Genomic DNA, 12,952 nt, shown 5'->3' on the forward strand with positions numbered 1-12,952 from the left:
GGGCCGGCGGGTCGCGTGCCTCCGCGCAGGAGCCTCGGGAGATGCCAGGATCAGCGGAGCACGAGCTGATCCGCGCACGCGGCGCGGGTCGCCGCGTGCACCGCGCGGGCGAGGCGTGCGCCCCACAGGGAGCGCGGCCCGGCGAAGGGCTCGGCCGCTCCGACGGGCGACGGCGCCGCCACGCAGACCGCGTCCGTCGGTGTCCCGGAGGCGTCGGCGCCCAGTTCCACCAGGGCCTGGACCTTCGCCTCGGTGGCGGTCGCGACCGCGTTCACCAGCGCGGCGTCGGTGAGCGGCACCGGCAGGGACACGATGATGTTGATCGTTCCGGGCCGGGGTGCGGCGACGCCCCCGGCTCCCGGGGCCGCGGCCCAGCCCCGTACCCCGATCCCGGCGGTCACCAGGGCCTGCGCGCCGCCGTCCGCGGCGTGCCGCCGGTCCGCGACCGAGGCCGCGGTCATGAGGCCGACGCCCTCGCCTTCGAGTCCCGCCCCGGAGGCCAGGTCGCGGAGGTGCGTGACGGGGTCGAGCCGGGCGTAGCCGGGCGGGACCTGGGCGTTGACGACCCAGCGCCGCTCGCCGATGCCTCCGCCGAGGACCGCGCTCGACACCATGCGGACGCCCGGGCCGGGGGCCCACACGAGGAGCGGCCACTCCCGGCCCTGTTCCACATGGCCGAGGAGGGCGGCGTCGGCCAGCGACGGGCCGGTGAGGAGGGTTCGCGGAAGCACCCCACACCCTAACGCGCGGCCACGGGACGGGCGGGTCGGCCCCGCCCGTCCCGTGGCGCCGGGCCTCAGCCCAGGTCGAGCACGGTGGCGAGGGCCGCGCGGAGGGCCGACTCCGGGTCCTCCGACGTCCCCTCGGCCCGCCAGGCGACGAAGCCGTCCGGGCGAACGAGGACCGCACCGTCCACGGTGACGCCGTGGGCCGCGGCCCAGTCCTCTCCGTCGACGGGCGCGAGCTCCGCGTCCGGTCCCTCGCCGATGCGGTACGAGGCGAGGGGCACCGCGAGGCGCTCGGCGACGCGCGCCGCCGCCGTGTGCCAGGCGCCGAGCGCCCCCGCCGAACTCAGCAGCACGGGAGTCCGCTCGTACAGGTCGAGGGTGGAGATCCGGTCACCCGACCGGTCCAGCCAGAGGTGCGGCGCGCGGCTGCCGGGCTCGCCCGTCAGGCGCAGTCCGTCCGGGACGACCGGCACCGCCGGGTCCGCGCCCAGGACCGCGCCGCGCGGATAGCGGTACCCGAGGGCGACGTTGAGGATGCCGCCCCGCTTCCCGCCGGGCCCGCCCGCCCCCGGCTCCGGGGAGTACCCGGGGTGGCTGTGCTCGACCGAACGCGACGAGGCGCGGGCGCTGGTCGCCTCGGCGACCGGCCGGCGTTCCGCGTCGTACGAATCGAGCAGCCCGGGACCGGCCCAGCCGTCGAGGACCGCGGAGAGCTTCCAGGCGAGGTTGTGGGCGTCCTGGATACCGGTGTTGGAGCCGAAGGCGCCCGTGGGCGGCATCTCGTGGGCCGAGTCGCCGGCGAGGAACACCCGCCCGTCCGCGTACCGTTCGGCGATCCGCTCGGCCGCGTGCCACGGCGCCCGGCCCGTGACCTCCACGTGCAGGTCCGGCACGCCCACGGCACGCCGGATGTGCTCCCTGCACCGCTCGTCGGTGAACTCCTCGAGGGTTTCCCCGTGTTCGGGGTGCCAGGGGGCGTGGAACACCCACCGCTCGCCGTTGTCCACCGGCAGGAGCGCCCCGTCCCCCTCCGGGGAGGTGAGGTAGCAGACGATGAACCGCCGGTCGCCGACGACGGCCGCCAGGTCACGCGACTCGAACGTGATGCTCACGTTGTGGAACAGGTCGCCCGGGCCGGTCTGCCCGATGCCGAGCTGCTCGCGGATCGGGCTGCGCGGACCGTCCGCCGCGACGAGGTACTCCGCCCGGATGGTGGTGTGCTCGCCGGTCTCCCGGCTCTTGACCCGTGCGGTCACGCCTTCGGCGTCCTGCTCGAACGACATCAGCTCCGTCGAGTACCGCAGGTCGCCGCCCAGCTCCCGCGCGGCTTCGAGGAGCACGGGTTCGAGGTCGTTCTGGCTGCACAGGCACCATTCGGCGGGGCTGAACCTGGCCAGGCCGCCGCCGGGGTCGATCTGCCGGAACAGCCACTCGCCGGCGTCGCCCACCAGGCTGGGCGTCTGGAGGATCCCGTTGTTCGAGGACAGGATCTTCGCGGCCTCGTGGATGCGCTGCCGGACGCCCGCGCCGCGGAACACCTCCATGGTGCGCACGTTGTTCCCGCGTCCCCGCGGGTGGACGGAGGTGCCGGCGTGGCGTTCGACGAGCGTGTGCGGCACGCCGAGACGCCCCAGGAAGAGCGAGGTGGACAGGCCCACGAGGGAGCCTCCCACGATGAGGACGGGCGTGCGGTGTCCGATCTCACCGGTCGCTTCGCTTCGGTTCATCGATGGCCTCCAGCGTCACCGGTGACGCGGGTCGGGGATGGGAAGCAGATGCCTGCCCGGCAGAGCCCGGGACCGTGCGCGAGGGCCACCCGAATGACGCGCGGTTCACTCATCCGCCCCGTGGGGCTCGCGTCGACGTGTGGCCCGCGTGAAGGTTCGGTACATGACGACCCCGGCCATCCGAGCCAGGTGGTCCCTCCCCGCTCTCGCAGACGAGAAGAGGTGCGCCGTATGACCAGCACGGCACGCATATCGCAGTCGGTGTTCGACGGGTCCAGGCTGCGGGTGATCCTGCTGCTCGACCTGTACGACGGAGCCCAGCAGCAGTTCCTCGAAGCGTACGAGGTGATGCGCAAGCAGGTGGCCGGCGTCCCCGGCCACATCAGCGACCAGCTGTGCCAGTCCATCGAGAACCCCTCGCAGTGGCTGATCACCAGCGAATGGGAGAGCGCCCCGCCCTTCCTCGCCTGGGTGAACAGCGAGGAGCACGTCGAGATGGTCAAGCCGATGCACAGCTGCGTCCGGGACACCCGGTCCATGCGCTACAGCATCCTCCGGGAGACCGGTGCGCAGCGGCCGCTCACCCCGGAGACCGCCGCGGGCGAGCAGGTCGCGGCCCGTGTCGGCGACGGAGTGACGCGCCACGCGCTCACCTTCACCGTCAAGCCGGGCTCCGAGTCGAAGGTCGCGGAGCTCCTCGCCGGCTACGAGTCGCCCGAGGCCCAGGTCGACGAGAACACGCGACTGCGCCGCACCTCGCTGTTCATGCACGGCAACCGCGTCGTGCGGGCGGTCGAGGTGGAGGGCGACCTCCTGTCCGCCCTGCGGCACGTCGCCCGACAGCCCGGGGTACGGGCCGTCGAGGAGGCCATCAACCCCTACCTGGAGCAGGACCGGGACCTCACCGACCCCGAGTCGGCCCGCGTCTTCTTCACCCGTGCGGCCCTCCCGGCCGTGCACCACGTGGTCTCCGCCCGGCCCGAGCCGGCCGACCTGAGCCGCCACGCCCTGTACTACCCGGCCAAGGAAGGCCGGGGCACGGACCTGGCCCGGCTGCTCGCCCAGCAGGACGCGGAGGCGGCGGCCGACCCCGACAGCCCGATCTACGGCAGCACCGTCTTCCAGCGCGACGACGTCGTGGTGCGGCTCGTCGACGCCGAGGGCGACCTCGACCTCGATCCCGCCGCCGCCCTCGGCGTCAAGGGCGAGCGGAAGGCCAAGGTCCTGGAGCGTCTCCTCGACGGCGCCGCGATCGGCGTCGAGGGCTCCCTGGACACCGCTCGCAACCTCAACCGGCTCCTGTCGCACGCCGACATGCTGCCCGTCACCGACCGCCGCGCGGCCGACTCCTGAGAGGACGGACCCGGGGCACCGGCCCCCTCCCAGGGGCCGCGCCCCCGACCGTGCGTCACATCTCATCGCCACACCCGGAGGTATCAACCATGCTCCAGCAGCGTCCGCGCATCGTGAACCTGAGCGACACGGAACCCAACCGCAGACGCGGTGGGGACCTGCGGGCCATGCTCACGCCCGCCACGGTCGGCTCCACCAGCGGCTTCATGGGGCTGGCCCTCATCGAGCCGGGCGACCGCATCGGCGAGCACTACCACCCGTACTCCGAGGAGTTCGTGTACGTCGTCCAGGGCCTGCTCGAAGTGGACCTGGACGGCGAGACGCACACGCTCCGCCCGGACCAGGGGCTGCTCATCCCGATCGACGTCCGGCACCGGTTCCGGAACGTCGGCGACGTCGAGGCCCGCATGGTCTTCCACCTGGGCCCCCTCGCCCCGCACCCGAGCCTCGGCCACGTCGACACCGAGGCGACCGAGCCGGAGGGGGCGCGCGAGCGGGAGGGGGCCCTCGAGTGACCCGGCGCGTGGCCGTCACCGGCATCGGCGTGGTCGCCCCCGGCGGCGCCGGAACGGCGGCGTTCTGGGACCTCCTCACCCAGGGGCGTACGGCGACCCGCGGCATCACCCTGTTCGACCCGGCCGGCCTGCGTTCCCGCATCGCCGCCGAGTGCGACTTCGACCCGTACGCCCACGGCCTGTCCGCCGAGTTGAGCCGGCACACGGACCGGTACGTGCAGTTCGCCGTCGTCGCCGCGGGAGAGGCCGTACGCGACTCCGGGCTCGACACCGCCGCCGAGAACCCCTGGCGCGTCGGCGTCAGCCTCGGCAGCGCCGTCGGCGGCACCACCCGCCTGGAGCACGACTACGTCCTGGTCAGCGAACGCGGCGCGCGCTGGGACGTGGACCACCGCGCCGCCGATCCGAAGCTGCACCTGGCGTTCGCGCCCAGCACGCTCGCCTCGGTGGTCGCCGAGGAGTACGGCGCCCAGGGCCCGGTGCAGACGGTCTCCACCGGCTGCACCTCCGGCCTCGACGCCGTCGGCTACGCCTTCCACACCATCGAGGAGGGCCGGGCGGACGTGGTCATAGCCGGGGCGTCGGACTCGCCGATCTCCCCGATCACCATGGCCTGCTTCGACGCCATCAAAGCCACGTCGCCCGACAACGACGACCCCGAGCACGCCTCCAAGCCCTTCGACAACCGCCGCAACGGCTTCGTCATGGGCGAGGGCGCGGCGGTCCTCGTCCTGGAGGAGTACGAGCACGCCAGGGCCCGGGGCGCGCACATCTACTGCGAGATCAGTGGCTACGCCACCTACGGCAACGCCTACCACATGACCGGTCTGACCGGCGAGGGACTGGAGATGGCCCGGGCGATCGACACCGCGCTCGACCAGGCCAGGCTCGACCCCACGGCGATCGACTACGTCAACGCGCACGGCTCCGGCACCCGCCAGAACGACCGGCACGAGACCGCCGCCGTCAAGCGGTCGCTCGGCGCCCACGCGTACGACACGCCGATGAGCTCCATCAAATCCATGGTGGGCCACTCGCTCGGCGCGATCGGCGCGATAGAGGTCGCCGCCTGCGTGCTCGCCCTGCAGCACCAGGTGGTGCCCCCGACCGCCAACTACGAGATCCCCGACCCCGAGTGCGACCTGGACTACGTGCCGCGCACCGCCCGCCCCCGGAAGCTGAGGAACGTGCTCTCCGTCGGCAGCGGCTTCGGCGGCTTCCAGTCCGCCGTGCTCCTGACCGGGCCGGGCGGGAGGACACGATGAGCACACAGCGGCCACGGCCGGCGGTCGTCACCGGGATCGGTGTCATCGCCCCCAACGGACTGCGCACCGACGCGTACTGGAAGTCCGTCCGGGAAGGCCTCGGCGTTCTCGGACGGATCACCCGCGAGGGCTGTGAGCACCTGCCCCTCAAGGTCGCGGGGCAGGTCGAGGGCTTCGACGCCTCGGCCCTCATCGACGAGCGCTTCCTCGTCCAGACCGACCGGTTCACCCACTACGCCATGGCCGCGGCCGCGCTCGCCCTCGACGACGCAGGACTCGGCCACGAGGAGGGACCCGAGGAGCCCTTCGACATCGGCGTCGTCACCGCCGCGGGATCCGGCGGCGGCGAGTTCGGCCAGCGCGAGCTGCAGAAGCTGTGGGGACAGGGCTCCAAGTTCGTCGGCCCGTACCAGTCCATCGCCTGGTTCTACGCCGCGAGCACCGGCCAGATCTCCATCCGGCACGGCTTCAAGGGGCCCTGCGGGGTCGTCGCCAGCGACGAGGCCGGCGGCCTCGACGCCGTCGCCCACGCCGCCCGCGCCGTCCGGCGCGGAACCGGCGCGGTGGTCGTCGGCGCTGCCGAGGCGCCCCTCGCCCCGTACTCGATGGTGTGCCAGCTCGGCTACCGCGAGCTCAGCACCGTCGACGACCCGGACCGCGCCTACCGCCCCTTCACGGCCAAGGCCTGCGGCTTCGTCCCCGCCGAGGGCGGCGCCATGCTCGTCGTCGAGGACGAGACCCGCGCCCTCGACCGGGGCGCGACCGTGCGGGCCACGGTCGCGGGCCACGGCGCCACCTTCACCGGTGCCTCCCGCTGGAAGGAGTCCCGCGAGGGACTCGCCCAGGCCATCAGGGTCGCCCTCGACGAGGCCGGCTGCGCCCCCGAGGAGATCGACGTCGTCTTCCCCGACGCCCTCGGCGTACCGGAGGCGGACCGCGCCGAGGCCCTGGCGATCACCGACGTCCTGGGCGCGCACGCCAAGCGCGTCCCGGTGACGGCCCCCAAGACCGGCTACGGCCGGGCCTACTGCGGGGCACCCGTACTGGACACCGCGGCCGCCGTGCTCGCCATGGAACACGGCCTGGTGCCCCCCACCCCCCACGTGTACGACATCGACTGCGACCTCGACGTGGTGATGTCCCGCGCTCGGCCCGCCGAGCTGCGCACGGCCCTCGTCCTCAGCAGGGGACTCATGGGATCCAACGCGGCGCTCGTCGTGCGCCGCGGTGGCGGACTCGCCCGGTAGGACCGGGCGGCGAAGGAGAGAACGCACATGATCACCACGGAACTCACCTACGGCGACCTCGCCGCGCTGATCAAGCAGTCGGCCGGCGTCACCGTCGCCCCGGAGCAGCTCGCGGGGTCCCCCGAGACCCCCTTCAGCGGCCTCGGCGTCGACTCGCTCGGCCTGCTCGGCATCGTCGGCGAGCTGGAGAACCGGCACGGTGTGGCGCTGCCCACCGACGCCGAGCGCTGCAAGACGCCCGCCGAGTTCGTCGCCCTCGTCAACAACGCCCTCGCAGGAGTCTGACGTGTCCGGACACACCGACAACAGCATCACCATCGACGCCCCCCTGGACCTCGTCTGGGACATGACCAACGACATCGAGAACTGGCCGCGGCTCTTCAGCGAGTACGCCTCCGTCGAAGTCCTCGAGCGCGAGGGCGACACGACCACCTTCCGCCTGACCATGCACCCGGACGACAACGGGAAGGTCTGGAGCTGGGTGTCGGAGCGCACCGTGGACCGGGTGAACCGCCGGGTCCGCGCCCGTCGCGTCGAGACCGGGCCGTTCGCGCACATGGACATCGCCTGGGAGTACGAGGAGCTGCCCGGCGGCGTCCAGATGCGGTGGGTCCAGGACTTCGCGATGAAGCCCGACGCCCCCGTCGACGACGCGTGGATGACCGACAACATCAACCGCAACTCGCGCACCCAGATGGCCCTCATCCGGGACAAGGTCGTGCAGGCCGCGCGCGAAGGCCGGACCGCGTCCGTCAGGCCCGCCTGACGCACCCGGTCAGGACCATCCGAGGAAGGACACCGATGCACCACGCACTGATCGTCGCTCGTATGGCGCCCGGCTCGGCGCCCGCGATCGCGGACGTGTTCGCCGACTCCGACCGCGGCGAGCTGCCGCACCTGGTGGGGGTCGCGCGGCGCAGCCTGTTCCAGTTCGGCGACGTCTACCTGCACCTCATCGAGTCCGAGCAGGACCCGGCGCCGAACGTCGCCAGGCTGGCCGGACACCCCGAGTTCCGCGGCGTCAGCGAGCGTCTGTCGGCGTACGTCAGCGCGTACGACCCGACGACCTGGCGCAGCCCCAAGGACGCCATGGCGCACTGCTTCTACCGCTGGGAGCGGGACGCCGGCTCCTGAGCCGGGAACACCGGGCGAAACCCGAGGCCGCCCGCCCCGCGAGGTTCGCGGAGCGGGCGGCCTGAGTTCTGTCGGACGGGTCAGGCGGGCACGGTGCACTCGAAGGCGTGGAGGTACGCATTCACCGGGCGGATCTCGCCGATGACGAGCCCGGCGTCCGTGAGCCGGTCCACCATGCTCTGCCGGGTGTGCTTCGCGCCGCCCACGTTGAGCAGCAGGAGCAGGTCCATGGCGGTCGTGAACCGCATCGACGGGGTGTCGTCCACGAGGTTCTCGATGACGACGACGCGGGCGCCGGGCTCCGCCGCCTTCCGGACGTTCGCGAGCGTCCTGCGGGTGCTGTCGTCGTCCCACTCCAGGATGTTCTTGATGACGTAGACGTCGGCGCGGACCGGGATGTCCTCCCGGCAGTCACCGGGCACGATCCGGACCCGGGGGGCCAGCGTGCCGCCCTCCCGCAGCCGGGGATCGGCGTTGCCGACCACCGCCGGCAGGTCGAGCAGCGTGCCGTGGAGCCCGGGGTGCTTCTCCAGGAGGCTCGCCAGGACGTGGCCCTGACCGCCGCCGATGTCCACGACGGAGGAGGCCCCGCGCAGGTCGAGCAGTTCGGCGACGTCCTCGGCCGACTGGCGGCTCGACGTCGTCATGGCCCGGTTGAACACGTACGCGGACTCGGGAGCCTCCTCGTTGAGGTACGAGAAGAACTCCCGTTCGTACACGTCCTCGAAGACGTTGCGGCCGGAGCGCACCGCCTCGTCGAGCTTGGGCCAGACGTCCCAGGTCCAGGGCTCGGTGCACCACAGCGCGATGTAGCGCAGGCTGTGCGGGTCGTCCTCGCGCAGCAGCCGGGACATCTCCGTGTGCGCGAAGGTGCCGTCGGGCTGCTCGGTGAAGACGCCCTGGCAGGCGAGGGCGCGCAACAGCCTGCGCAGGGTGCGGGGTTCGGTCTTCACCGCGGCCGCGAGGTCCTCCGCGCTCATGGGCGTGTCGCCCAGCGCGTCGGCCACGCCCAGGCGGGCGGCCGCACGCACGGCGGCGGCGCACGCCGCGCCGAAGACGAGTTCTCGCAGCCGCATGGGCGGCGGGGGAGCGGATTCGACGGTCGTCATCTGTTTCGCCTTGCCTTTGCTGTCGTGCCGTACGGGTGACGGAGGGAGGTCAGCACATGCCCGCGGGCTGGGAGACGCCGCAGGTGTTGCCGCGGAAGGTGTTGGTCTTGGCGGTGTCGCGGTCGGCGAGGTCGGCGGCGCCGTTGCGCAGCGCCACGTTGTCGCGGATCTCGATCCGCTCGTTGGGGACGCCCACGAAGCTCTTGAAGAGCACGATGCCGCCCGAGAGCGGCGTGTCGCCCACGTTGTCCTCGACCGTGTTGTGCGCGACGAGGGTGTCCTCGGCGCCGGTGAGCACGATGCCCGAGCCCTGAAGGGCGGGCAGGCGCGGGGTCTTGGGGCAGAACTTGTTGTTCTCCCGGATGGTGTTCCGGCGGACGGTCATCGCCCCGGCGCGCGGCGTGGACTCGTCGCCCACGACGAACACGGCGGCGCAGTTGCCGGTCGCCTCGTTGTGGTCGACGGTGAGGTTCCGGAGCCGGCGCACGGTGATGCCGATCCGGTTGCCGGACACGCGGTTGCCGCTGACGACCGTGCCCCGGGTGTCGGTGGCGCCTCCCTCCTCGGTGACGGTGTTGGCCAGGAACAGTCCGGCGTCGCCGTTGTTCCGGGCGGTGTTGTGGCGCACCACCGCGCGCACGGACCGCTCCTGGGCGATGCCCCACGTGCCGTTGGACTCGGCGGTGACCCGCTGGACGTCCAGGCGGTCGGTCCACTTGGCCCACAGGCCGTTCTTCGCGAAGCCCCGGAGGGTCAGCGAGCGCACGGTCACGTCCTCGACGGGACGGTCCTGGGTGCCGGTGACACAGATGCCGTTGCCGGCCTGGGCGCACGTACCGGTGCCGGGGGCGGCGGGGGGCACGAGGACGGAGGGGAAGACGCTCGAACCACGGAGCGTCAGGTGCGGGGTGGTGATGTGGACGCTCTCGCGGTACGTGCCGGGGGCGAGGATGATCGTGTCGCCGGGGCGCGCGGCGTCCACGGCCTCCTGGATCGATTCGCCCGGTTTCACCCGGTGCACCGACCGGCCGGCCGCGGCGGGGGCGGCGGCGCCGAGCCCGGAGGCCGCGAGGGCCGCGGTGCACGCCAGGAGGGCGATCTGTCGTTTCGTCATATCGCGAAGTTATGAGCGCCCGTTCCGGCCCGCCACCGCTGATCCCCCGGGCGGGCCGGGGCCGACCGGGGGCCCTGGTGCACGGGCGCGGGGGCACTGGTCCGTTCGTGTGCGGGGCGAGATCACCCGGGGGGCGGTACGCCCGCGGCGGTGACCTGCTGTGACGGGCGCGGGCGGCGGCGGCCGTGGGTCCGACCGGCCGACGGCCGAACGCGCTCCCCGAATTGCGGGGGCCGCGCACCTCCCTTTGCCTCGTGCACGGAGCACAGCACAGGTGCCGCGCGAAGAAGCCGGCCGGAAAGCTCCACCGAAGGAGAGAAGCATGCGTCGCGCACGTACCGGTCTGCAGGTCAGCCTGATCGTCGGCGCCATCGTCCTGTCCGCCCCCACGGCGCTCGCCGCGCCCGGGTCCCCCGATGTCCGCATCAGCCCGATGAACGCCTCGCCCGGCACGACCGTCACCGTCACCACCACCGCGTGCGGCAAGGAGACCTACGGCAAGGGAGAGTCGGAGGCGGGTGGCAAGTTCCACCTCCTGCCGGGAGACCGCGCGGGTGTCCTGGTCGGCGAGTTCGTGGTGCCGGAGGGCGCCGCCGCCGGCACGGACACCGTCACCCTGAAGTGCCCGCCGCGGATCAAGCAGACCGTCACGTACCACATCTCCGGCCGGCCCCATGGCGGCGTCGAGGCCGGCTTCGGCTGGGCGGCCGGCGCCGCGGCCCCCGCGCCGGGCCCCGCCGGGGAACCCGCGACGGACTCCACCGGCAACCCCCTCGCCCTGGGCGGCGTGCTGCTCGCCGGCGCCGTGGCGGGCGGGGCGGTCCACCTGCGTCGACGCGCGAGGAAGGCCCGTACCTCGGCCTGATCGCCGAGCCGCATCGCCGAATGAGGAGTGGCCGCCACCCGGACGTCCGGGTGGCGGCCACTCCTTTGTGCGGCTGAAGTCAGAACGTGATCGGTTTATTGCATTTTCCATGCCGCAGTTGGTCGCTTTTATGAGAACGGAATGACCGGTGGAGGCCTTCCTTCCAGCAAGGTCACATGGCGAACCCGAACTGACTATGCTCCCCGATGTGTTGCGGAGCGCTCACAGCGAGTCATGAACGCTGCGAGCGCACGGACGGAGCGCGGCTGTGAGGAAACGGCCATCGACGCGATCTCGAAGCGACCCGCCGGCGCATCGCATACCTCGGTCCGTTCATTTCAGACGGTTTAGGGACCCCTTGATGGTTCGTGCAGGTTCAATTTCCAGACCCCGGCCGACCGCAGTCGCCCGGGTATGGCTCCTCCCTCCCGGAGTTCTGGCCGCGGCCACCGCCGTAGCGCTGCTGGTCTGTCCCGCGCAGATACGGACACCGGTCGCCTGGTGCGGACTCGCCGCGGTCCTCCTGACCGCTCTCACCTCGGCCGTGGCCGCGCGCCGAACCCGCGCGGCGGAAGCCGGCCGTCACACCCGGGCGGGCGCCGAGGCGGCGGAGCGGCACGCCCAGCGCGAGGCCGAGCTGCTCGGCAGACTGGCCGACCAGCGGGCCGCCGTCGTCTGGCTCGCCGAAGAGCTCCTGCCCGCGACCGTCGCCCGGCTGCAGAAGGGCGACCCCTCCTCGGAGATCCTGCGCGCCATCACCTTCGGCAAGCACCTCGACCCGGACTACACCGAGGCGCTCGAAGGGGCCATGCGGACCTTCCTCGAAGCCGTCGAGGCCGAGGAGCACACCCGGGACGCCTCCCAGCGCGCCCTCGTGGCCGTCGCGCGCCGGGTCCAGGCGATCGTGCACCAGCTCGCCAAGGACCTCCACGCCATGCAGATCCTGCACGGCAACGACCTCGTGGTCTCCCGCGGCCTGCAGGACGTCGACCACCGCAACGCCCTGATCGGCCGCCTCGCGGCCAGCATCGCGGTCCTCGGCGACGCCCGCCCCGGCCGCCAGTGGTCGAAGGCGATCCCGCTCTACGACGTCCTGCGCGGGGCCATGTCCCGCATCGTCGACTACCCCCGGGTGAAGCTGACGTCGGTGGCGGAGGTCGCGGTGATCGGCCCCGGCGCCGAACCGCTGATGCACCTGCTCGCCGAACTCCTCGACAACGCCACGACGTTCTCGCCGCCGCACACCCCCGTGGAGGTGACCGCGAGCGAGGTGCCCTCCGGCATCGCCATCGAGATCGAGGACCGCGGCGTCGGACTCACCGAAGAGGTCAGGCAGCGCGTCGAGCGCGTCATGGCGCAGTCGCAGACCGGCATCAACCTCTCGGGCCTGGGCGAGCTCACCCAGCTAGGCCTCCCGGTCGTCAGCCGGCTGGCCCGCGAGCACGGCTGCGAGGTCGACCTGCGCACCTCCGCCTACGGAGGCGTACGGGCCGTGGTGCTCGTGCCCCGCCGGCTGATCACCACGGTCCCGCCGTCCGCCCTGCGGATCCCGGACCACATCCGGAAGCGCACCGCCGGCGGACCCCTCCTGCCCCGGCCGACACCGCCGCGCGACGCCGCCACGGGAACCGCCGAGGTCAGGAAGACCGCCAACGGACTCCCGCAACGACGACGGGAGTCCCCCGTGCTCCCGCAGCGACGACGCGAGTCGCCCGTCCCCACCCCCGTCGTCCAGACGGGGCCCGCGCCCGCCGATCCGGCGGCCTCCAAGGGCACCTCCGCCCGCCAGCCGGGCCTGATGTGGGAGGCGTTCCAAGGCGACAAGCGAGGCGACAAGAGACCGGTCGCCGACCCTTCTTCTTCCCCCAGCGATCCGTCAGATGAGGACGAGTAAC

General features: G+C 72.8%; 13 protein-coding genes. 9 read left to right on the forward strand and 4 right to left on the reverse strand.

Annotated elements, in window-relative coordinates; genetic code table 11:
* Window positions 1-50 precede the first annotated feature (50 nt).
* Complete coding sequence (locus GGE06_RS07295) at window positions 51-731, reverse strand: adenosylcobinamide amidohydrolase (RefSeq protein WP_116157315.1); 681 nt, start codon at window positions 729-731, stop codon at window positions 51-53.
* Between the two features lie 65 nt (window positions 732-796).
* Window positions 797-2,455, reverse strand: a complete 1,659-nt coding sequence (locus GGE06_RS07300) for an FAD-dependent oxidoreductase (protein WP_184930311.1) — start codon at window positions 2,453-2,455, stop codon at window positions 797-799.
* A gap of 231 nt (window positions 2,456-2,686) precedes the next feature.
* Between GGE06_RS07300 and GGE06_RS07305 the strand changes: the two genes are divergently transcribed.
* The 7 genes from GGE06_RS07305 to GGE06_RS07335 all read left to right on the forward strand — a co-directional run bounded on the left by GGE06_RS07305 (window position 2,687) and on the right by GGE06_RS07335 (window position 7,969).
* Window positions 2,687-3,808 (forward strand): SchA/CurD-like domain-containing protein, encoded by a 1,122-nt coding sequence (locus tag GGE06_RS07305; RefSeq protein ID WP_116157313.1) that lies wholly within the window; start codon window positions 2,687-2,689, stop codon window positions 3,806-3,808.
* An 89-nt stretch (window positions 3,809-3,897) separates the two neighbouring features.
* Window positions 3,898-4,323, forward strand: coding sequence for a cupin domain-containing protein (locus tag GGE06_RS07310; RefSeq protein WP_116157312.1), 426 nt, complete (start codon window positions 3,898-3,900; stop codon window positions 4,321-4,323).
* Window positions 4,320-5,588, forward strand: a complete 1,269-nt coding sequence (locus GGE06_RS07315) for a beta-ketoacyl-[acyl-carrier-protein] synthase family protein (RefSeq protein WP_116157311.1) — start codon at window positions 4,320-4,322, stop codon at window positions 5,586-5,588. The genes GGE06_RS07310 and GGE06_RS07315 overlap by 4 nt, the downstream gene beginning before the upstream one ends.
* Window positions 5,585-6,835 carry a ketosynthase chain-length factor gene (locus tag GGE06_RS07320; RefSeq protein WP_116157310.1) on the forward strand — a complete coding sequence of 417 codons (1,251 nt, stop codon included), beginning with the start codon at window positions 5,585-5,587 and terminating at the stop codon, window positions 6,833-6,835. The genes GGE06_RS07315 and GGE06_RS07320 overlap by 4 nt, the downstream gene beginning before the upstream one ends.
* A 27-nt stretch (window positions 6,836-6,862) precedes the next feature.
* Window positions 6,863-7,120 carry an acyl carrier protein gene (locus GGE06_RS07325; protein WP_116157309.1) on the forward strand — a complete coding sequence of 86 codons (258 nt, stop codon included), beginning with the start codon at window positions 6,863-6,865 and terminating at the stop codon, window positions 7,118-7,120.
* Window position 7,121: 1 nt separating this feature from the next.
* A complete protein-coding gene (locus GGE06_RS07330; protein WP_116157308.1) occupies window positions 7,122-7,601 on the forward strand; it encodes an SRPBCC family protein in 480 nt (159 codons plus the stop codon).
* A 35-nt stretch (window positions 7,602-7,636) separates the two neighbouring features.
* Window positions 7,637-7,969, forward strand: a complete 333-nt coding sequence (locus GGE06_RS07335) for a TcmI family type II polyketide cyclase (protein ID WP_030690533.1) — start codon at window positions 7,637-7,639, stop codon at window positions 7,967-7,969.
* An 80-nt stretch (window positions 7,970-8,049) separates the two neighbouring features.
* Here GGE06_RS07335 and GGE06_RS07340 read toward each other — a convergent pair whose 3' ends face one another.
* Complete coding sequence (locus GGE06_RS07340) at window positions 8,050-9,078, reverse strand: methyltransferase (protein ID WP_116157307.1); 1,029 nt, start codon at window positions 9,076-9,078, stop codon at window positions 8,050-8,052.
* A 49-nt stretch (window positions 9,079-9,127) separates the two neighbouring features.
* Window positions 9,128-10,192: a right-handed parallel beta-helix repeat-containing protein gene (locus GGE06_RS07345; protein WP_116157306.1), complete on the reverse strand. Its 1,065-nt coding sequence runs from the start codon at window positions 10,190-10,192 to the stop codon at window positions 9,128-9,130.
* Window positions 10,193-10,514: 322 nt separating this feature from the next.
* Between GGE06_RS07345 and GGE06_RS07350 the strand changes: the two genes are divergently transcribed.
* Window positions 10,515-11,057, forward strand: a complete 543-nt coding sequence (locus GGE06_RS07350) for a sortase (protein ID WP_184930312.1) — start codon at window positions 10,515-10,517, stop codon at window positions 11,055-11,057.
* A gap of 544 nt (window positions 11,058-11,601) precedes the next feature.
* Window positions 11,602-12,951 (forward strand): sensor histidine kinase, encoded by a 1,350-nt coding sequence (locus GGE06_RS43635; protein ID WP_184930313.1) that lies wholly within the window; start codon window positions 11,602-11,604, stop codon window positions 12,949-12,951.
* The last annotated feature ends 1 nt before the right edge of the window (window position 12,952 follow it).

Source organism: Streptomyces nymphaeiformis (assembly GCF_014203895.1).
GTDB classification, from domain to species: domain Bacteria; phylum Actinomycetota; class Actinomycetes; order Streptomycetales; family Streptomycetaceae; genus Streptomyces; species Streptomyces nymphaeiformis.

Bases quoted from the DNA above. Each gene is read 5' to 3' on its own strand.
- GGE06_RS07300 (WP_184930311.1), bottom strand. From the start codon at position 2,455: ATGAACCGAAGCGAAGCGACCGGTGAGATCGGACACCGCACGCCCGTC.
- GGE06_RS07305 (WP_116157313.1), top strand. From the start codon at position 2,687: ATGACCAGCACGGCACGCATATCGCAGTCGGTGTTCGACGGGTCCAGG.
- GGE06_RS07310 (WP_116157312.1), top strand. From the start codon at position 3,898: ATGCTCCAGCAGCGTCCGCGCATCGTGAACCTGAGCGACACGGAACCC.
- GGE06_RS07320 (WP_116157310.1), top strand. From the start codon at position 5,585: ATGAGCACACAGCGGCCACGGCCGGCGGTCGTCACCGGGATCGGTGTC.
- GGE06_RS07325 (WP_116157309.1), top strand. From the start codon at position 6,863: ATGATCACCACGGAACTCACCTACGGCGACCTCGCCGCGCTGATCAAG.
- GGE06_RS07335 (WP_030690533.1), top strand. From the start codon at position 7,637: ATGCACCACGCACTGATCGTCGCTCGTATGGCGCCCGGCTCGGCGCCC.
- GGE06_RS07340 (WP_116157307.1), bottom strand. From the start codon at position 9,078: ATGACGACCGTCGAATCCGCTCCCCCGCCGCCCATGCGGCTGCGAGAA.
- GGE06_RS07345 (WP_116157306.1), bottom strand. From the start codon at position 10,192: ATGACGAAACGACAGATCGCCCTCCTGGCGTGCACCGCGGCCCTCGCG.
- GGE06_RS07350 (WP_184930312.1), top strand. From the start codon at position 10,515: ATGCGTCGCGCACGTACCGGTCTGCAGGTCAGCCTGATCGTCGGCGCC.